General features: G+C 29.5%; 21 protein-coding genes. 16 read left to right on the top strand and 5 right to left on the bottom strand.

Annotated elements, in window-relative coordinates; genetic code table 11:
• Positions 1–524 precede the first annotated feature (524 nt).
• Positions 525–1319 carry a hypothetical protein gene (locus tag SY27_RS11150; protein WP_045970201.1) on the bottom strand — a complete coding sequence of 265 codons (795 nt, stop codon included), beginning with the start codon at positions 1317–1319 and terminating at the stop codon, positions 525–527.
• 253 nt (positions 1320–1572) lie between these two features.
• Between SY27_RS11150 and SY27_RS19245 the strand changes: the two genes are divergently transcribed.
• Positions 1573–2475 (top strand): RHS repeat-associated core domain-containing protein, encoded by a 903-nt coding sequence (locus tag SY27_RS19245; RefSeq protein ID WP_045970199.1) that lies wholly within the window; start codon positions 1573–1575, stop codon positions 2473–2475.
• A gap of 6 nt (positions 2476–2481) precedes the next feature.
• Complete coding sequence (locus SY27_RS11140) at positions 2482–3000, top strand: hypothetical protein (protein WP_045970197.1); 519 nt, start codon at positions 2482–2484, stop codon at positions 2998–3000.
• Between the two features lie 171 nt (positions 3001–3171).
• On the opposite strand, the gene SY27_RS11135 is transcribed toward SY27_RS11140, so the two are convergent.
• Positions 3172–4349, bottom strand: a protein-coding gene (locus tag SY27_RS11135) for an IS3 family transposase (protein ID WP_235270957.1) whose coding sequence is annotated in 2 segments (ribosomal slippage) — positions 3172–4100 and positions 4100–4349 — 1179 coding nt in all. Because the reading frame shifts where the segments join, the coding sequence is not laid out codon by codon here.
• Positions 4350–5208: 859 nt separating this feature from the next.
• Between SY27_RS11135 and SY27_RS19280 the strand changes: the two genes are divergently transcribed.
• The 14 genes from SY27_RS19280 to SY27_RS11060 all read left to right on the top strand — a co-directional run bounded on the left by SY27_RS19280 (position 5209) and on the right by SY27_RS11060 (position 16323).
• Positions 5209–6201 (top strand): RHS repeat-associated core domain-containing protein, encoded by a 993-nt coding sequence (locus SY27_RS19280; protein WP_082084347.1) that lies wholly within the window; start codon positions 5209–5211, stop codon positions 6199–6201.
• A 12-nt stretch (positions 6202–6213) separates the two neighbouring features.
• Positions 6214–6588, top strand: coding sequence for a hypothetical protein (locus SY27_RS11120; RefSeq protein WP_045970193.1), 375 nt, complete (start codon positions 6214–6216; stop codon positions 6586–6588).
• A gap of 168 nt (positions 6589–6756) precedes the next feature.
• The gene (locus SY27_RS11115) at positions 6757–8115 is read left to right on the top strand and encodes an RHS repeat-associated core domain-containing protein (protein ID WP_369793062.1); all 1359 of its coding nucleotides are present in this window, start codon (positions 6757–6759) and stop codon (positions 8113–8115) included.
• A 73-nt stretch (positions 8116–8188) separates the two neighbouring features.
• Positions 8189–8677, top strand: coding sequence for a hypothetical protein (locus tag SY27_RS18260; protein ID WP_052705292.1), 489 nt, complete (start codon positions 8189–8191; stop codon positions 8675–8677).
• A 28-nt stretch (positions 8678–8705) separates the two neighbouring features.
• A complete protein-coding gene (locus tag SY27_RS18255) occupies positions 8706–9275 on the top strand; it encodes a hypothetical protein (protein ID WP_052705290.1) in 570 nt (189 codons plus the stop codon).
• A 38-nt stretch (positions 9276–9313) separates the two neighbouring features.
• Entirely contained in the window at positions 9314–9838 is a 525-nt protein-coding gene (locus SY27_RS11100; protein WP_045970189.1) for a hypothetical protein, read from the top strand.
• Positions 9839–9966: 128 nt separating this feature from the next.
• Positions 9967–10488 carry a hypothetical protein gene (locus SY27_RS11095; protein WP_152640751.1) on the top strand — a complete coding sequence of 174 codons (522 nt, stop codon included), beginning with the start codon at positions 9967–9969 and terminating at the stop codon, positions 10486–10488.
• Between the two features lie 359 nt (positions 10489–10847).
• Entirely contained in the window at positions 10848–11255 is a 408-nt protein-coding gene (locus SY27_RS11090; RefSeq protein WP_045970174.1) for a hypothetical protein, read from the top strand.
• A gap of 205 nt (positions 11256–11460) precedes the next feature.
• On the top strand, positions 11461–12231 hold the full coding sequence (locus SY27_RS11085; RefSeq protein WP_045970185.1) for an RHS repeat domain-containing protein: 771 nt from the start codon (positions 11461–11463) through the stop codon (positions 12229–12231).
• 12 nt (positions 12232–12243) lie between these two features.
• Complete coding sequence (locus tag SY27_RS11080; RefSeq protein ID WP_045970183.1) at positions 12244–13215, top strand: hypothetical protein; 972 nt, start codon at positions 12244–12246, stop codon at positions 13213–13215.
• 347 nt (positions 13216–13562) lie between these two features.
• A complete protein-coding gene (locus SY27_RS11075; protein ID WP_045970180.1) occupies positions 13563–14759 on the top strand; it encodes an RHS repeat domain-containing protein in 1197 nt (398 codons plus the stop codon).
• 1 nt (position 14760) lies between these two features.
• Positions 14761–15243 carry a hypothetical protein gene (locus tag SY27_RS11070; protein ID WP_045970178.1) on the top strand — a complete coding sequence of 161 codons (483 nt, stop codon included), beginning with the start codon at positions 14761–14763 and terminating at the stop codon, positions 15241–15243.
• A 265-nt stretch (positions 15244–15508) separates the two neighbouring features.
• Entirely contained in the window at positions 15509–15805 is a 297-nt protein-coding gene (locus SY27_RS11065; protein ID WP_045970176.1) for a hypothetical protein, read from the top strand.
• A gap of 110 nt (positions 15806–15915) precedes the next feature.
• The gene (locus SY27_RS11060) at positions 15916–16323 is read left to right on the top strand and encodes a hypothetical protein (RefSeq protein ID WP_045970174.1); all 408 of its coding nucleotides are present in this window, start codon (positions 15916–15918) and stop codon (positions 16321–16323) included.
• Between the two features lie 776 nt (positions 16324–17099).
• Here the strand turns inward: SY27_RS11060 and hemF are convergent.
• The 3 genes from hemF to SY27_RS11045 are packed head-to-tail and all read right to left on the bottom strand — an operon-like array spanning position 17100 to position 19723.
• Positions 17100–18002 (bottom strand): oxygen-dependent coproporphyrinogen oxidase, encoded by a 903-nt coding sequence (hemF, locus tag SY27_RS11055; RefSeq protein WP_045970172.1) that lies wholly within the window; start codon positions 18000–18002, stop codon positions 17100–17102.
• Positions 18003–18018: 16 nt separating this feature from the next.
• Positions 18019–19044 carry a uroporphyrinogen decarboxylase gene (hemE, locus tag SY27_RS11050; RefSeq protein ID WP_045970170.1) on the bottom strand — a complete coding sequence of 342 codons (1026 nt, stop codon included), beginning with the start codon at positions 19042–19044 and terminating at the stop codon, positions 18019–18021.
• Between the two features lie 16 nt (positions 19045–19060).
• Positions 19061–19723, bottom strand: a complete 663-nt coding sequence (locus SY27_RS11045; RefSeq protein ID WP_045970168.1) for a uroporphyrinogen-III synthase — start codon at positions 19721–19723, stop codon at positions 19061–19063.

Raw genomic sequence — 19723 nt, 5'->3', positions numbered from 1 at the left:
AAGCCACATCGCATAAACAGTCTATACTTGCCACGGCTGACCGTGATAAAAAAACGATAATTATTAAAGTGAAAAAAGTCAGTAAACAAAGGGCTTGACCGCTGAAATTAATACCAATAAGTTACAACATTTAAACAAGTTTGCATTGTTAAACGAAATAGATTTTTGAAAAAGAGAATAGAATTAAAAAGCAGAAAAGCGAGCAGTTAACTGTTCGCTTTTCCAAATATTGACTTTAAATTTATATGAGCTTACTCTCTTAGCAAGAATAAAACATAAAAATCAAATGTAAAAAATATTTTTAAAACATGAAGACTTTTRGCTATAGACGTCTCGGGGATGTCCCGAGGATAAGCCCACCATAAGCCCACTAGAGCCCACTTTTTCTTATGGATAAAAAAAGGATAAATCAACTATGTAAACTAGTTAACTTATCCTTGAAATAATGATTTTAAAGCGATATAAGCACAAAAAAAGCCTTCCGAGAACGGAAAGCTTAATCGTTTTAAAAAGCGTCTTAAACCCTAAAAAACTTCTACTATACGCATAGCGTTACCTTGTGCTAGTAAATAATCMACGTTATCTACTTTTTGGTAGAACTCAATCCCTAAACAAACCACAACGCTAATACCAGCTTCAGGCACTAATCCACCAGGAGCAGTAGCCGTTAATGTGATAGTTGTTCCTGTATTATCAATAGGCTGTACATCACTATACTCTGTTATTCCTATACTATTTTGCTCAGAAACATCTGGCTCATAGCTTAGTGTACTCTGGTCAAAACTATAATCAGACAACCATCCTACAGCTCCAGCAATACGATAACCAGTAGCACCACTAGGCGCATTAATAAAATTAATCGGTATAAAACTCGGAATCGTAAAAACTACTTCCACACGGTCAGCATCAGTAGTTACCGTATAAGGTGCGTTGAATACTGAAGTAAAACTAATTTTATTATTAAGCTCTAATCCCTTAGCAAGTGTTTTGTTAGCAGTCAGAGCAATAGGTCGCTGTCCTCTCACTCCACTTGCTTTTGCATTAATAGACTTAAAAAGCCTTGTTAAACTAGCTGTTAATGTACTCCCTCCCATGGTCTGAATCACACTACTTAATGCTGTTCGCAAAGCTTTACCCACTTTTGCAGCACCACCAAACTCCGCATTGTTCTCTCGTGTACGAACAAAGTTCGCTCCCGTTGCAATCTTCTCTTTTGTAGGTCCTCCAGCAGTTCTTGCCAAATACTCACCATTAGAAGTATAAAAACTCATCCCTCCAATGTTGCCTACTAACTTGATAATCCCTTTTTGCTTACTCATAATACTAAAATTTAAAGGTTTATAAAAAAAGGTAGTTATTATATCATAAGGATTGTTTTTTGTAAGACAAATACAAGCATCATGCCATAATAGTAAGAAAAAACGTTAAATGTTTAATAAAAATAATAATAACAAAATACAAATATAATAACAAAAAAATAGTATTTTTGGGCTACGTTCTTACAAGGAGTAAACCTGTTTTTGTAGAAAATGAGGAGTTGAGAAAATAAAAAAGCGGTCTTTTTTTGAAGTTATGACATACCAGTATCGCTATAACTCCAAAGAGTATCAAGACGAGCTGGGACTTAATATGTATGACTATGGGGCTAGGAATTATGACCCTGCTCTAGGTAGATGGATGAATATTGACCCATTAGCAGAAACTTCAAGAAGGTATAGTCCTTATGCTTATGCACTTAACAATCCTATTTACTTTATTGATGTTGATGGTATGTATGCTGACCCAGGGGATTTTATAAATGGACAAGGTAAAAAAATTGGTTCTGATGGTAAAAGTGATGGCAAAGTATATGTTGTTAAGACAGATGATAAGAAGTTTGATTCTGGTGCTCCATCAGCTGGTATAACAAAAGATGAGAGAAAAGAAACTGAAAAATTTATTACTGAGAATTCAGGTAATACAGAGGCTTTTGAAAATAATTCTATTGCATATGATAATAGTGTTGAAATAGAAGGAAAATCAGAAACTAGGCAATCTATGGTTGATATTGTCAATCAAGATAATGGTAATGGCGGTACATCACCAGCTAATAACAGAGAATATGGTGGTGTTATAAAAACAGATGGAACTGTAGTTGAGTCTCCTGCTGGACCTGTTGCTGATCCTTTGGTAAATCCAGAAGCAAATATATCTATAGAGAGTTTTACTTTTCAATCTACTTTTCATTCTCATCCAAGTGGTACAAATTCTACAGGTTCAGGTAATTCCGGAACAGGGTCTTCAACTACTTTGGGTGGTTCATCTACATCAGGGGCGTTTAGAAGAGCACCTTCTAACGCTGGTGGTGATGTAGCAAATAGTGGTAGTAAAGTGAATTATGTGTTTGCAAGAAGTAACGGCACTGTATATATTTATAATAACACAGGAGTTATTGCCACTGTTCCTCAAAAATACTTTGTAACTCCAAAACAATAACAAAAGATGAAAACTAAAATTTTAATATTATTCTTGAGTATAAGTCTGAATTTATTATCTCAAAACAATACAGACAATTATAAGATAATGTTAGATTCAGCTATTATAATTAATCTAAATAGATCATATGACCATTATAATCAAGAATTAAAAAAAGATATAAAAACAGATAATTGGAAAAGCTATATCTCTGAATATAGTAATAGATTAGAAAATATTTATTTAATTGATAATAGCTACAATCCTTTTTATCTGAATAAAAATAAACAAGATTTATATAATTTTAAGAATGTTGATTTATATAAAAAAAAGAACAAAAAGCTATTAAAAAAAGGGATTAATGCTTGGAAAATATCCTCAAATTTGGATAATAATAAACTAACTATTACCATAATAGATTTTCTTATAACCTTTAACAATGGTAAATATAATTTTGCAAATGGAGGAGGTTCAACAACTATATTTGAATATAATTGTAATAAAATGAGTTGGGAATTAATAGATAGTATTATTAACGGTATTTAGAAAAAATCATTAACTGTTTAGATAGAAAAAACCACTCAAATGAGTGGTTTTATTTTTTACGTTTATTTTTCCAGCTATCGTTGTAATTATTATAACGATTTTGTTCTCTTATTTTTCCATGTAAATAAGCACTGGAATTCCTAGAAAAAAGTGGACAAATTTTAATCGACCCTAAGCTGCCATTTTTAAATTGTTATTGATTAATTTTTGATACTCTAAAATAGTTAAATTATTTAATTGTTTATGCCTTCTGTTTGTATTATAAAATGTTTCAATGTATTCGAAAATTGACAACTCAGCTTCTTGTCTTGTTAGGTAGCGGTTTTGGTAGATTAATTCCACTTTTAATGTTTTGAAAAAACTTTCTGCTACTGCATTATCCCAACAATTTCCTTTTCTTGACATACTTCTAATGATTGATTTTTGTTTATTTAATTCACAAACAAATTCTTCACAAGCGTATTGTATTCCCCTATCAGAGTGAAAAATCAAAGATTGATTGTTTTTGATTGGACGATTAATTAAAGCCATTTTAAAAGCTTTAATACTGGTGTCTTTTGCGCTCATTGTTGCACTCAATGCCCAACCAATCACTTTTCTGTCAAATAAATCAATTACAGAAGTTAAATATAGCCAACCTTGACCTGTTCTGACATATGTTATATCTGATACCCAAGTTTGATTTTCTCTGCTAACAGTAAATTCTCGGTTCAAATTATTCTCTACCACTGGATATTTATGTGATGAATCTGTTGTTACTTTGAATTTTCTTTTTACAATACTTTGTAAAAACTCTTTCTTCATTAGCTTTCTAACCAATTCTTTGGAGGCTATAAAACCAAGCATCTTCAGTTCTTTGGTTATTCTAGGACTACCATATCGTTTTCTGTTGTAATAATATATTCGCTTTATTTCTTCCAACAATATTTGATTATATAATGCTCTTTTGGAAGGAACTCTAATCAACCATTTATAGTAACTACTTTTGTTAATTTTAAAGACTTGACACATCTTTTCAACAGTAAAAAGATATTTATTTTGTTTAATAAATTCAAATTTCACTTGTCGCTCTTGGAAAAGATGCTGACCGCCTTTTTTAAAATATCTCGCTCCATCTTAACATCAGCTAACTCTTTACGCAACAAAATAAGCTCTTGTTCTTCTTTGCTTTTTACTGAAACTATTTTACCTGTTAGTTTACCTTGATTATATTCTTTCTTCCAACGTTTAATATTGTCAGAACTAATGTTTAATTCTCTCGCTACAATAGTAGAACTACCTCGCTCATTACTTAACTCTACTGCTTTAAGTTTAAATTCTAAACTGTAAATTCTTCTCTGTCTTTCCATTTTTCAAAGTTACAGCATAAGGTCTTAAATATTTCGTCCACCCAAAGGTAGCAACTCCAAACGCGCCCACCCGAAAATAGGAACAGTATTTTCATTTAGTAATGACTTTGCACAAAAAACCTTCACAAAAAAGCAGCTACAGTGGTTGCCGTCTTTCTTTGCTTGCTTTTTTGCACAAATCATTACTAAAAAAGCCAAGATTATGCACTCAATCGGCGTGAGCCTAATCATTTTAAAAGATGATGATTGCCCGAACTTCTCCCAAAGCTTTAAATCATCAACTTTTAAAACGAACCCCCTTCGGAACCTACTCAGCTAGCCAAAAGCCACATCGCAAGGATAGTATGTACTTGCCACGGTTGACCAAGATAAAAAAACGATAATTATTAAAGTGAAAAAAGTCAGTAAACAAAGGGCTTGACCTTTGAAATCACAATCCAAAAAGATACAAATATATTGCAATATGCAAGCAAGTTGTAACTATTGAAAAAATAGAACTGTATAGCTATTTTAGTAAAATCTTCAAAAACTGTATAGTAAATTTTAACCAAAATTATTTGATGTTCCGCTATAGACGTCTCGGGGATGTCCCGAGGATAAGCCCACCATGAGTCCACTAGAGCCCACTTTTTCTTATGGATAAAAAAAGGAAGTCTTCAGGGAATAATCCAAATAAAAGCATTTTGATAGCTAGACAACAAAAGTATTAGCTAAGGATAAAAAAGGGCTTATTTGGGCTAAAATCAGGCTCAAAAGTGATTAATCTAAAGCGAATCACAAACGAATGCAAAACGAATAACTCAAAATAAAGCAACCTCTTTTTTTTTCAATTGAAAATAAAATATACTACTTTTGAACAATGGGATGCTACAAGCTACAGAACTACACCACTTTAAGTATTGCTCACACGAGCTATACTGAACCCTCACGCGAGGGCAAAAGTTGCGCAGGACTGTACCAGTATAAATACAATGGTAAAGAGCTGCAAACAGAACTAGGACTGAATATGTATGACTACGGATGGAGGAATTATGATGCTGCTTTGGGCAGATGGATGAATATGGATAATTTAGCAGAAAAATTTATTACTTTTTCACCGTATCATTACGCTGGGAATAATCCTATTAGCAATATAGATGTTGATGGCAATGAATTTACAGAAGCAATGCAAGAGTGGATTAACAAATTAATTTCTGAAATAAACTCAATGCAAAAATCAAATAATGAAAAAATTGAGAATGCAAGAAAAACAATTGCCTCAGGAAAGTATGGATGGTTTCAAAGTGAAAAATCATTAACCAAAAAGATAGAAAAACTTACAGAACAAAATAATGAGTTAAATATTGTTAGTGATGAAATTTCTGAACTTGAATGTTCAACTCAGGTTTATGATTTAGTATATGACTCTAACGGAACACAAAGAGACTATGCAACAGGTTCTTCTACAACTTCTAATACTACAGGGTTTAATTTTACTAATGGGAATGTTGAAATCACCATTTCCTCTGGCACATCAATAGGATTATTTGCACACGAATTGAAACATGCTTTTCAATTTGAAAAAGGGGAGTTTAGTATAGGAAAGAGAATACCAAATGTACCATACTCAAATTTGTTCTACGACAAACAAGATGAGATTGATGCTTATAATAGAGGAGCTCTTTTTGGTCAAAGTTTTAATGGTACTCTAGATAGTGCTTACGATAGATTACCTAATGGTCCCTACGATTTTAGAAATACATCTTTAATAAATAGTAAAATAAATAATCCTTCAGAGCTACAAAAAATTGCCAGAGGATATATTCAAGCTTTTAGAGTAAATGGTCAAACATATTATTATGGAAAAAGATAAACAAGAAGTAAGATGAGAAATATTATTGTTTTTATTTTTGTTTTTGTTTTTGTTTCTTGCAAAACAACTTTAAAAAAGAATTATGTATCAAATTGTATTTTATATGGTAAGCCAGAATATATACTTTGGATAGAAAAAGATAATAAATTTAGACTTATTTCTTATATGAATGATACAATTGAAGGAAAATGGTTTTTATCAAAAAATGAATTGACTTTAAAATCTGATTTTTTTATTAATAGTGAAGGTTTTAATATTCAAACTGATTCAATTTTACCTAATACAAAATACACAGATTATAATGGTTTTGAACGGTATGTTATTAAAAATAAAAAATTGTTTTTAGTCTTAAAAAATGGAGCAGAAGATAAGTGTTTTTACTATTAAATACTCCGCTCTTCGAGGAGTTCTCATGAAAACGAATAACTCTACAATGGTCTCCTGACCTCGTAGTAAATAATAAAAAAGTAAAATCCACTCTCTAAAAAAGGAGTGGGTTTGTTGTTTTATAGAGTGGCTACGTTTTTATTGAAACAATTTTAAAACTACAAACAAATTTGTACACATAGAAATATTCAGTATATTTACAATGCAACAGGAGTAAAAGTAGAAAAAAGAGTAACATCGACGCCAGAGGCAACCTGGACAAATCCTTTCCCTTCRCCTGTAACAATTACAACCACATATTCATCGGGTTTTCAGTATAAGAATAGTCGATTAGAGTTTTTTCCACATGCGGAAGGTTATGTAAAATATGATCAAGGGAATTATAGGTATGTATTTAATTATACCGATCATTTAGGGAATGTAAGGGTCAGTTACAGTGACATTGAAGGAAATGGTGTTTTAGGTGATGAATTACAGCAATATTGTCCGCCACAAGTAGGTCGAAATCCACCACCATGTGAAGACCATATTGTATCTGCGATACTAGAGGAAAATCATTATTATCCTTTTGGACTGAAGCATTCAGGATATAATATGAATAATTCTCAACCTAATTATGCATATAAATATAACGGGAAAGAATTGCAAACAGAACTAGGATTGAATATGTATGATTTAGGTGCTAGACTTTATGATCCTGCATTGGCACGATTTATGGTAATGGATCCTATGGCAGATTTTGTTAATTATCAGTCTCCATATGTTGCTAATGATAATAATCCAGTTTTGTATAGAGATGAATATGGTTTGGGAATTTTAAATGTTATAGGGAATTTATTTAGAAGAGCAAAGAAAGGAATTAAAAGAATTTTCTCAGGGAATAATTGTAACTGTGGTGGCAAAGAAGAATCTATTTCAGGATCTTGGAGAAGAGAAGATTTTCCTAAGTTGAACAAAACTATAAGTGATTTATTTAGTGGTAGTGGTAAAAGAAATAAAAGTTCTAATAATCAAAGTTTGGTAGAGCCTACTTTTAGAGGAGAAGAACAATATGCTGTAGAAATTGAAGAAATAGTAAGTAATATTATAGTTCCAGAAATATCAAATTACAAATATTATATACCTCCAAAAGACAAATCTAAAAAAACTAAAGAGCCTAGAATTCCTGTATTCCAAGGAAGAAAAGTGCGAGCAAATACTACTATAAATTTAAATATTACTTTTATGGCTTCACGTTATTTAGTAGAACCTACAAACTCAAATCTAAAAATAATAAATGATTTGGTAAAAACATTAAAGGAATATCCTGAAGTTAAAATTATTATTGAAGGTAATATGCTTACAAATAATGCAGATAATGATGTAGTAAAAACATTAGAAGGGGATATAAGTGTGAGTAACTTTAAGAGTGAGAGGGCAAAAGCTATTGTGAAAATGTTACAAAATCATGGAATATCTCCCTCAAGAATTACAACTAAACCTGGAGATTCTAATTCAATGTCTATAGATGCTCAATTCAAATATTAAAACCTAGATAATGAAACTATATATATTTATATTCACATTTTTTATATTCAACATTTTTTATTCCCAAAACTCTATGGAAACAGATAGTATAAAGTGGGGAAAAGATGTTAAGTTAGAATGGAAAGATTTTAAAGGAGCTGTTCCTTTTGGAAATATAGGAAATAAAAAAGCTGTTTCATCACTTGAAATATTAGCTTCGGGTATTGGTTTTTATGAAGATAGTATTCCTGTTTTTAAGATACAGGTTTATTTTTATAAAAGAGATTCTTGGGTTGTGTTAAAAACAGATGATATACTTAAACATGAACAAGGACATTTTGATATAACAGAAATATACGCTAGAAAATTGCGAAGAATTTACTCCGAATTAAATAAACAGAAAGTAGCAGATATTAATATCTATGCAGAGACATATGAAGATATAAATAAAGAATTAGACATTGTAAATAAGCAGTACGATAAAGAGGTTAACTTTATACCTGAAAATCGTGCTATATGGTACAAAAAAATAGCTGATGAACTTGAAGAATTAAAGGATTATAAATTGAACTGTATTCAATAGCGAAATAAATAGATAATAGGTCATCAAAATGTCAAAAACAATTATTCTTTTTTTAGTGGTGTTCCCGTTAGCTTCTGTAAATTGTTATTTATTTAGAACCCCAAATGAATTTCAAGAAGATAAAAACAAAATAGAATGGTGTGTTGATTATAAATTAGAATGGGATGATTTTAAAGGAGTCCCAGATACGATTAATACTAATTTAGTAGTTGCTATTACGGCAAGTAAAATAAAAATCACTAATAACAAATTAGAAAATGGATTGCCAAAAATAGAAGTCAGGTCTTTTTTTATTAAGGAAAGGTCATGGACAATAGTAAATGATGAATACACTTTACTACATGAACAACTTCATTTTGATATATGCGAAGTATTTACCCGGAAAATTAGAAAATCATTTGATAGTCTTAATGTAAATGGTATTAAGGATATAAAAGTATATCAAGAAATGTATAATAAACTTGTTGATAAGAGTAATGATTATGATAAGCTCTATGATAGTGAGGTTTATTTTAATGAAGAAAAGCAAAAACAATGGTCTTTAAAAATAACTAAAGAATTAGAAGAATTAAAAGCGTATGAAATAGAATGTAATTAATAATATTGATATCAAACTAAAAATTTTAAAACTCAATAATGACAAAAAAAACAGGACTTCTTTTATTATTGCTTTTTATTATAACCATGAATGCACAATCGTTAGAAAACGAAATAAAAATAGATACTTTAGATATTGTTTTTAAAGCAAAATTATTTACCTTAAGTCAACATTCATTTACAAAAAAAACTGATTTACTTGATTTAGTTGACAAATTGCCTTATGAAATTTATGGAAAACATGAATTTCTCTTTATTAAAATTAAGAGCAGGTATTTTTGTTTTGATCTTAAAAATAAAGAATCATATGCAAGAACAAAATGGTGCGATTGTGATTATTATCTCTGTTATTCTTTTAAACAGAATGTTTATTTTTTTCTTGGAGGATTTAAAAATGATAATATCGAGGAATTTTCCAAAGAGTATTACGGTTCATTATTCAGTACTGCTTGGGATTATAAAATAGACGATCAGCCTTTGAATAAATTCATAGAGCATATAGCTTTAGGAAAACTAAAAAAAGCAAGAAAATGTTTTCAAAAGTGCACAGAATCTTGGAATTAAAATCTCACACATCTTATTTGTTTGTGTCGTAAAAAAAAGTAAAACCACTCTAAACCTAGGAGTGGTTTTTAGTATTAACTAACTACTGGTTCTTCTATAATAATATTACCAATTAATAAATCTAACTAATGAAACTTTTTATTCTATTATTTATAATCAATTTGAGTTATTCACAGAAAACTATTCTTTTAACAAATCATTATTGTGGAGAAGGAATAGTGTTTAATGATAACGTTAAATATCCTTTTCAAGAAAAGGATTATGCAGAATTTTATTATCCAAATATAGATGATATTAAAAATGCTGAAAACATCCTTTTTAAAAATTATTATAATCACAAAATAGAGATTCTAAATTATTTCAAAATAAAAGACGAAAAAATAAATCCAAAATATAAAAACCCTAATAATGTTAAGAAAAAATTTTTAAAATATAATAGACAATATATAGGGTATCTAAACAATAGGAATGAAATAATTGTTTATATAGGATTATTAAATTTTTCTAACAAAAAGAAAGCTATAAAATATTTTGAAAACTGGAAGGAAAATATAATCGCTGGTTCAGGAGGATTTTATAATAAAAATCAAGAATATTTTGTAATTAATTTAACAAAAAAGAGTATTGTAAAAAAAGTAGCAAATCTTTAATTAAAAAGAGTAACATTAACGCCAGAGGCAACCTGGACAAACCCTTTCCCTTCGCCTGTAACAATTACAACTATATATTCATTGGGTTTTCAGTATAAGAATAGTCGATTAGAGTTTTTCCCACATGCGGAAGGTTATGTAAAATATGATCAAGGGAATTATAGCTATGTGTTTAATTATACCGATCATTTAGGGAATGTAAAGGTCAGTTACAGTGACATTGATGGAAATGGTAGATTGGGAGTATGAAAATTTGTTTACTTTTTTCTAGGAATTCCACCTCAATTAAGATGGGATTAGGCGTAGGTGGTGTAGGATTAGGTTACTGGTATTATCATAATAAAACTATAAAATAAACGATGTTTAATCTTTCATTAAATTCAGCAATATCTATTTTTATAAATAGTAAAGAAAAAAATTTACAGTTAGATTTTTTTAGAGAAAATCAACAAGTTTTATTTCAAATTTTTAAAGGTTATGATGTTAAAAATTGGAAAATTGCTTTTGAATCAGATAATGATGATTTAATTTTAATGATTCATTTTCATAAAGATAAAATAGATAATAAATTAAATTTAGAACGATTTGAAAATAGTAAATGGTATAATGACTTTGAAAGAGTAATAATGCAAGGAGAAGTACAATATTATTTAAAATCAAGAACGACACATGATAGTAATATATTAGAAATAGAAATTAGAGAATTAATAAATATAGTGTATAGTCTATCTTTTGAAAAAGTAGCCTTTACATTAAATGCTTATTAATAATTGGTAATGTTCCAAAGTTGGTAAGGTAATGTTTCAGATTTAGTGATACAACTTTTATTGGAGATTAATAATTTGATAATCAATAAAAAAACAGAAATAGGTATTAAAGAGGAACGCAATATTGCGTTCCTCTTCCTGTTATATAAAGCTCTTAAAACGAAGAAAATGATAAAAAAGTCGACCTCGTGTATCAGAATTAGTGATGCCTTTTTTACTTATAAAAATAGTTGTAGGCACCAATACTATTACCTATATTTACAATGCAACAGGGCAAAAAGTAAGCAAAATAGTGAATGAAGCAACTACCATAACCCAAACCAATTATTTAGCAGGAGGTTTTCAATACCAAAACAATGTATTGCAATTTTTTCCACATGCTGAGGGCTATGTAAAACATGAAGCAAACAATTACAGCTATGTGTTCAATTATACCGACCATTTAGGAAATATTAGACTTAGTTATAGTGATATGGATAAAAATGGCAGATTGGGGAATGAAAAAATAGTAGATTGTAGTCCTCCAAATCCAGAAACAGGAGCGCAAAACTGTCTCTCTTATTTTATTAGTTCTATACTAGAAGAAAGCCATTATTATCCTTTTGGTTTAAAACATTCTGGGTATAATGAAGGAACAAATCAACCAAATTACCAGTATAAATACAACGGCAAAGAACTACAAACGGAGCTTGGACTGAATATGTATGACTATGGATGGAGAAATTATGATGCTACTATTGGACGTTGGATGAATATTGATAATTTATCCGAAAAATTTATTGTATATTCTCCATATCATTACGCAGGGAATAATCCGATAAGTAATTTAGATATTGACGGTAATGAGTTTACAGAAGCCATGCAAGCGTGGATTAATAAATTAAGAAGTATAATAAATTCCAGACAAGATTCTAATAATGAAAAAATTGAGAATGCAAGAAAAACAATTGCATCTGGTAAGTTTGGGTTGTTTTAAAGTGAAAAAGCATTGACTAAAAAGATAAAAAAACTTACAAAACAGAATAGTGAATTAAAGATTGTTAGTGATGAAATCTCTAAATTAGAATCTTCCAATCAAGTCTATGATGTCGTATTTGACCCAAAAGGAACTGTGTCAGATGGAAATGGTGGGAGTATCACACATAATAAATCAATTTTTAACATTGATAACAATCATTTTGAAATACATGTTTCAAAAGGAACTAATATTGGACTATTTGCACATGAACTCAAACACGCCTTCCAGTTTGAAACTGGCACCACGTCTATTTCAACAAATAATTCTGATGGAAATACTTATATGTCAAATGGAACAATGCTCTTTTATGATTTACATGATGAATTTGAAGCATATCAAAGAGGGTATCTATTTGGGCAAAGTGAAAATCCAAAAAATCCAAGTGAAGTTCAGTCAATACTTGGCTATGATAAAAACATTCCTACTGGACCTATAGACTCAACAAATCATCCAAATGCTGGAAATATCCCCAAAGACCCCAAAAAACAGCAAATACTTTTAGACATGCCTTTAGAATTAATGGAAAAACTTATAAACCTAAACGATTGTAAAATTATGACAATAAAACAAATAACAATTATTTTATTGATTTTTTTCTCTTTTTCATGTAGCAACAAAATAACTAACAATAGTTTTTATGTTTTAAGCAAAAAAGATAACTCTTATAATATTAGTATAGAATTTCAAGAAAAAAGATATAAAGTAAAAACTTATTCTACAGGTTCAAGCGGTGAAACAGAAGGAAATTGGAACTATAGTACAAATCATAATATTTTAATATTAAATCCTGATGTTGAAGAGGTTTTTATTGAAACATTCGATTGTGATACAGTTGAAATTAAAAAGTTTAGACCTTTTTCTGATACATTGCATTTTAAAATTAAAAAGAGAAAATTGATAGGAATATCTGGAAGTAATTTGATATTACATAAAACCCGATAGCGCAGATTTGTAATCTGTGCCCACAAAGTAAACAAAAACCACTCTGTAAAAAGGAGTGGTTTTGTTGTTATATCATATTTATTTTGGTAATGTTTCAAAGTTAGTGATGCCTATTTTATAGTTGCTAATCCATTGAAAAACAAAGTTTAATTAAAAAAAAAGCATAAAAAAGGAACGCAATATTGCGTTCCTTTTCCTGTCATATAAAGCTTTAAAACGAAGAAAATGGTAAAAAATTAGACCTCGTGTATCAGAATTAGTGATAGCTTTTTTGTATTAAAAATATTTTTTAAAAGCATACTATTACCTATATTTACAATGCAACAGGGCAAAAAGTAAGCAAAATAGTGAATGAAGCAACTAACGTAACCCAAACCAATTATCTAACAGGAGGCTTTCAATACAAAAACAATGTATTGCAATTTTTTCCGCATGCTGAGGGCTATGTAAAACATGAAGCAAACAATTACAGCTATGTTTTTAATTATACTGACCATTTAGGAAACGTAAGAGTCAGTTATTCAGATATAGATAAAAATGGTAGTTTAGGGGATGAATTACAACAGTTTTGTATGTCTCAAATACCTCCATCTAGAGATAATCCTCCAAGTTGTGTAGATTATTTTATTAGTCCCATACTAGAAGAAAGTCATTATTATCCTTTTGGTTTAAAGCATTCAGGATATAATATGAATAATTCTCAACCTAATTATGCATATAAGTTTCAAAATAAAGAATGGCAAGATGAGTTATCACTTAACTTATACGACTTCGAGGCAAGAAATTACGACCCAGCAATTGTAAGAACATTAACACAAGATCCTCACGCTGAAAAATATTATAATTGGTCGCCTTATAGTTTTATTTATAACAATCCTTTATTATTTGTTGATCCTGATGGTAAAGATCCAATTTATGGTAAAAACTTTTGGGGTAAAGTTAAACTTATTGGTGATGATGGTCAAAATAATGGAGCTTCATATTTAGTTAAAGGTGATGTAAAAAATGATGTAAAAGCAGCTACAAAAGAAGGTCAAAATTATTCAAGAGTATTAACTGAAGGTAAAAACGTTATGAATATACCAACAGGAGGCGTTATGGATGATGTAATTAACTCTGTAGACAACACAGAAGTATCAAAAAAAGAAAATGGAGGACACGCTAATAAAGGAGATACGAACGCTACTAGATGGGATGAAGGAGCAGCGGCTCAAGAGGTTAAAGATGCAAATGGTAACGTTGTAGGAGCAGAAGCTTCTATAAACCCTTTTAACATTAATGGAACTCAAAGTATTCCTGCCGATGCTTCAAATGTGGAATTTTGGTGGCATACTCACCCAAAAGCCGAAGTTGGTGGCGTTCAATTAGGAAGTTCTAATCCTTCTGAAGCTGATAAAAGTTTTCAAGGGATTATGCAAAATAAAGGATTTACAGGGAACACTTTTGTTATTGGAGTTAGAAGTGGAACAGTAACTTTTTATGATAAAAACGAAGTATTAATAACTGTTAGTTATTCTGATTTTAAAAAGATGGGAGGTAAATAATATGAAAGCGAAAATAATTTTAAGTTGTGTAATCATTTTAATAATGTCTAACTCTTGCTCTTCAATAAAATCAAAAATAGCCAACAACAATAAATCTACAATGAGTTTATTAGACAAATTGTATTTAGAAAATAATAATTCTTTTTATATTAAATCTTCTTATACAACAGTATCGAAAGTGTGGTCATATCACAATGATACAATAACTATTTTTAAATTAAAAGAAGGTAAAGTATATGAAGAACAAAATTTTTCATCAAAACAATTAAGTGATAAAATTATTGTAAATAAAAATGATTTGTTTGAATTAGACAAATGTATAGAACTTGATGGCGATATTTTTGGAATTAGGATTAAACAAAGTGATCAAGAAATATTAGAAAACTTACCTATGAGTATTGAATGCTTTGTCAAAAATCAATATAAATCAGATTTTTTTAATTCAATAGTCAATGATATTAAAATATATAAGATTTTAGAATGATAAATTAATAAACACAATAAGCCCCGATTTCGGGGCTTTATTATTTTGTATCATTCAATACTCCAGAGAGCGCATCTTTTAATTTTTGGTAATGTTTCAAAGTTAGTGATGCCTGTTTTTATAATTGCTAATCCAATGATAAACAAAGTTTAATTAAAGAAAAGAATATAAAAAGGAACACAATATTGCGTTCCTTTTCCTGTTATATAAAGCCTTAAAACGAAGAAAATGGTAAAAAAGACGACCTTGTGTATCAAAGTTAGTGATGCTTTTTTTACTTATAAAAATAGTTGTAGGCACCAATACTATTAGCTATATTTACCATGCAACAGGACAAAAAGTAAGCAAAATAGTGACCGAAAACAGCACCATAACCCAAACTAATTATTTAGCAAGAGGTTTTCAATACAAAAATAATGTATTGCAATTTTTCCCACATGCTGAGGGCTATGTAAAACATAAAACAAACAATTACAGCTATGTTTTTAATTATACCGACCATTTAGGGAATGTAAGGGTCAGTTACAGTGACATTGATGGAAATGGTAGATTGGGAGTATGAAAATTTGTTTACTTTTTTCTAGGAATTCCACCTCAATTAAGATGGGATTAGGCGTAGGTGGTGTAGGATTAGGTTACTGGTATTATCATAATAAAACTATAAAATAAACGATGTTTAATCTTTCATTAAATTCAGCAATATCTATTTTTATAAATAGTAAAGAAAAAAATTTACAGTTAGATTTTTTTAGAGAAAATCAACAAGTTTTATTTCAAATTTTTAAAGGTTATGATGTTAAAAATTGGAAAATTGCTTTTGAATCAGATAATGATGATTTAATTTTAATGATTCATTTTCATAAAGATAAAATAGATAATAAATTAAATTTAGAACGATTTGAAAATAGTAAATGGTATAATGACTTTGAAAGAGTAATAATGCAAGGAGAAGTACAATATTATTTAAAATCAAGGACGACACATGATAGTAATATATTAGAAATAGAAATTAGAGAATTAATAAATATAGTGTATAGTCTATCTTTTGAAAAAGTAGCCTTTACATTAAATGCTTATTAATAATTGGTAATGTTCCAAAGTTGGTAAGGTAATGTTTCAGATTTAGTGATACAACTTTTATTGGAGATTAATAATTTGATAATCAATAAAAAAACAGAAATAGGTATTAAAGAGGAACGCAATATTGCGTTCCTCTTCCTGTTATATAAAGCTCTTAAAACGAAGAAAATGATAAAAAAGTCGACCTCGTGTATCAGAATTAGTGATGCCTTTTTTACTTATAAAAATAGTTGTAGGCACCAATACTATTACCTATATTTACAATGCAACAGGGCAAAAAGTAAGCAAAATAGTGAATGAAGCAACTAACGTAACCCAAACCAATTATCGGTAATGTTTCAAAGTTAGTGACACCTGTTTTTATAGTTGCTAATCCATTGATAAACAAAATTTAATTAAAGAAAAGCATAGAAAAGGAACACAATATTGTGTTCCTTTTCCTGTTATATAAAGCCTTAAAATGAAGAAAATGATAAAAAATTCGACCTTGTGTATCAAAGTTAGTGATAGCTTAATTTGCCCAAACTGTAAAACTAAAAACTTAATAAAGAATGGCTTTACAAAAAACAAAAAGCAACAGTTTTATTGTAAAAATTGCCATAAAAGATGTATTGATTTTTAGGGAAGCTTACATTTTATTAAAGAAGTCTTTAAACGACTTTGATAAAAATAGTTTTACAACAACAAACAAAATTGTATAATCTAAAATATAAAACTATATTTACAATGCAGCAGGAAATTAAAATGAGCTTTTTTCTTATTATAAATTTTATGTTTTAAACCCAATTTATAGGCTCTTTTAATATTTTAATTAATTTTTCTTCTTCACTTTCTTCTTCAGGATGATGGTCATAAACCCATTGCACATGTGGTGGCAAACTCATTAGAATACTTTCAATTCGACCATTTGTTTTTAAACCAAATAAAGTTCCTTTATCATGAACCAAATTGAATTCTACATAACGACCACGACGAATTTCTTGCCAATTTTTTTGAACATCTGTGTATGATAAATCTTTTCGTTTTTCAACAATTGGGAGATATGCAGATAAAAAACTATTTCCAACTTCAGTAACAAAGTTGTACCAATCTTCCATTTTCATTTCTTCAGTTTCTTTGCAATAGTCGAAGAATAACCCACCAATTCCACGTGCTTCATTTCGGTGTGCATTCCAAAAATAACTATCACATTGTTTTTTATATTTAGAATAGAATTCAGGGTTGTGTTTGTCACAAGCTGTTTTACATGTTTGATGAAAATGTTTAGCATCTTCTTCAAATAAATAATAAGGCGTTAAATCTTGACCACCACCAAACCAACTATTGATTACATTTCCATTATTATCATACATTTCAAAGTATCTCCAATTAGCATGAACTGTTGGTACCATTGGACTTTTTGGATGAATGACTAAGCTTAATCCACAAGCAAAAAAATCAGTTTCGCCAACATTGAAAAGTTTTTGCATAGAATCAGGTAATTTTCCATGAACAGCGGAAATATTTACACCACCTTTTTCAAAAACATTTCCGTTTTCAATAACGCGAGTTCTTCCACCACCGCCTTCTGGTCTGCTCCAAAGGTCTTCTTTGAAATAAGCTTTTCCATCAATTTTTTCCAAACCTTTGCAGATTTGGTCTTGTAAATTTTGTATGTATGCGTAAAATTTATCTTTCAAAACCGTTAACTTTTAACTATTTCTTATACTCTTTTACAGCCTCAACAAAAGCCTTTGCATGATCAACAGGAATGTTTGGTAAAATTCCGTGACCTAGGTTTACTATGTAATTGTCTTTTCCAAATTCGTCAATCATTTCATGAACCATTTTCTTGATAACAGGAATTGGAGATAATAATCTTGAGGGATCAAAATTACCTTGTAATGTTTTCTTTCCACCAGTTAAATATCTTGCGTTTCTTGCTGTAATAGTCCAATCTACACCAATTGCTGATGCTTTTGATTTTGCCATTTCGTCTAAAGCAAACCAACATCCTTTTCCAAAAACGATAACTTTTGTTTCTGGTGCTAAAGCTTCTACAATTTGGTTCATGTAATTCCATGAAAATTCTTGATAATCTGCTGGAGAAAGCATTCCACCCCAAGAATCAAATATTTGAACAGCATTTACACCATGTTTTACTTTTTCTTTTAAATATAAAATGGTTGTATCTGTAATTTTTTGTAATAATAAATGAGCTGCAACTGGATTTGAAAAACAAAAGCCTTTGGCTTTATCAAAACTTTTTGAACCTTTTCCTTCAACTGCATAACAAAAGATTGTCCAAGGTGAACCAGCGAAACCAATTAATGGCACTTCATCATTTAATTTTTCACGAGTCATGTCAATAGCATCCATTACATAACCTAAAGTCTCATTGATATCTGGAATAAAAACGTTGTCTACATCAGAAGCTTTACGAATTGGATTTGGTAAAACTGGTCCGATTCCGTCTTCTAATTCGACATCAATTCCCATCGCTTGAGGAATTACTAAAATGTCTGAAAATAAAATAGCTGCATCAGGTTTGATAATTCTTATGGGTTGAACTGTAATTTCAGAAGCTAATTCTGGTGTTTTGCATCTAGTGAAAAAATCATATTTTTCTTTGATGGCCATAAATTCAGGTAAATATCTTCCAGCTTGACGCATCATCCAAACAGGAGGTCGTTCAACAGTTTCGTTATTTAAGGCTCTTAAAAAAAGGTCGTTTTTAATCATTTTTTTGTGCTTTTGGCTATAAGCGTTTATAATATTTTGTTACTTCTTTTATTACACTCTCAATTGTTTGTTCAGGTGCAATTTTGATATTATTTGTTTTATTTTCTAATGCTTTCGCAGTTGTTGTTCCAATACAAAAGCATATTTGATTTTCAATTGCGTTTTTCTGTGTAAAACTCTCAACTCCTGATGGACTAAAAAATAATATTCCATCGAAAAAATGAATTGTTTTTTTAGGAGATAGGACTGTTTCATAAGTTCTAATCTCATTGTATTTTATGTTGTTTTCTTTAAAAAAATCGGGTAAAGTATTTTTTCTTAAACTTCCAGAGAAAAAGGTAAAACTATTTGTTAAGTAGTTTGTTTTAATTTTTTCAGCAAGTTCATCAGCATAGTTTGTATATTCTATAACTTTAAATCCTTTTTTTTCTAATTTTTGTTTTGTTTTAATTCCAACACAAATACATTCTTTTGTTTTTATTAATTGAACGGAATTGTTTTTTAAGACACTTTTTACAGCATTTTTACTAGTAAAAATACATATATCGTTTAATGGGTCTAATTGAAATGCTATTTTTTTTATTTTAATAAAGTTTTTATCTACAAGATTCAACTCAGAATTTTCAAATTTTTTCTTTTGAGTTAATGTTAATTTTTTAGTAGATAAAATGGAAATCAT

It is taken from the genome of Flavobacterium sp. 316 (assembly GCF_000967805.1).
Classification (GTDB): domain Bacteria; phylum Bacteroidota; class Bacteroidia; order Flavobacteriales; family Flavobacteriaceae; genus Flavobacterium; species Flavobacterium sediminilitoris.
This window is presented reverse-complemented; position numbering and strand designations above follow the sequence as displayed.

Excerpts from the sequence above, each read along its gene's own strand:
- SY27_RS19245 (WP_045970199.1), top strand. The coding sequence starts at position 1,573 with ATGACATACCAGTATCGCTATAACTCCAAAGAGTATCAAGACGAGCTG.
- SY27_RS11140 (WP_045970197.1), top strand. The coding sequence starts at position 2,482 with ATGAAAACTAAAATTTTAATATTATTCTTGAGTATAAGTCTGAATTTA.
- SY27_RS19280 (WP_082084347.1), top strand. The coding sequence starts at position 5,209 with ATGGGATGCTACAAGCTACAGAACTACACCACTTTAAGTATTGCTCAC.
- SY27_RS11120 (WP_045970193.1), top strand. The coding sequence starts at position 6,214 with ATGAGAAATATTATTGTTTTTATTTTTGTTTTTGTTTTTGTTTCTTGC.
- SY27_RS18260 (WP_052705292.1), top strand. The coding sequence starts at position 8,189 with ATGGAAACAGATAGTATAAAGTGGGGAAAAGATGTTAAGTTAGAATGG.
- SY27_RS18255 (WP_052705290.1), top strand. The coding sequence starts at position 8,706 with ATGTCAAAAACAATTATTCTTTTTTTAGTGGTGTTCCCGTTAGCTTCT.
- SY27_RS11100 (WP_045970189.1), top strand. The coding sequence starts at position 9,314 with ATGACAAAAAAAACAGGACTTCTTTTATTATTGCTTTTTATTATAACC.
- SY27_RS11095 (WP_152640751.1), top strand. The coding sequence starts at position 9,967 with ATGAAACTTTTTATTCTATTATTTATAATCAATTTGAGTTATTCACAG.
- SY27_RS11090 (WP_045970174.1), top strand. The coding sequence starts at position 10,848 with ATGTTTAATCTTTCATTAAATTCAGCAATATCTATTTTTATAAATAGT.
- SY27_RS11085 (WP_045970185.1), top strand. The coding sequence starts at position 11,461 with ATGCCTTTTTTACTTATAAAAATAGTTGTAGGCACCAATACTATTACC.
- SY27_RS11070 (WP_045970178.1), top strand. The coding sequence starts at position 14,761 with ATGAAAGCGAAAATAATTTTAAGTTGTGTAATCATTTTAATAATGTCT.
- SY27_RS11065 (WP_045970176.1), top strand. The coding sequence starts at position 15,509 with ATGCTTTTTTTACTTATAAAAATAGTTGTAGGCACCAATACTATTAGC.
- SY27_RS11060 (WP_045970174.1), top strand. The coding sequence starts at position 15,916 with ATGTTTAATCTTTCATTAAATTCAGCAATATCTATTTTTATAAATAGT.
- hemE (WP_045970170.1), bottom strand. The coding sequence starts at position 19,044 with ATGATTAAAAACGACCTTTTTTTAAGAGCCTTAAATAACGAAACTGTT.
- SY27_RS11045 (WP_045970168.1), bottom strand. The coding sequence starts at position 19,723 with ATGATTTCCATTTTATCTACTAAAAAATTAACATTAACTCAAAAGAAA.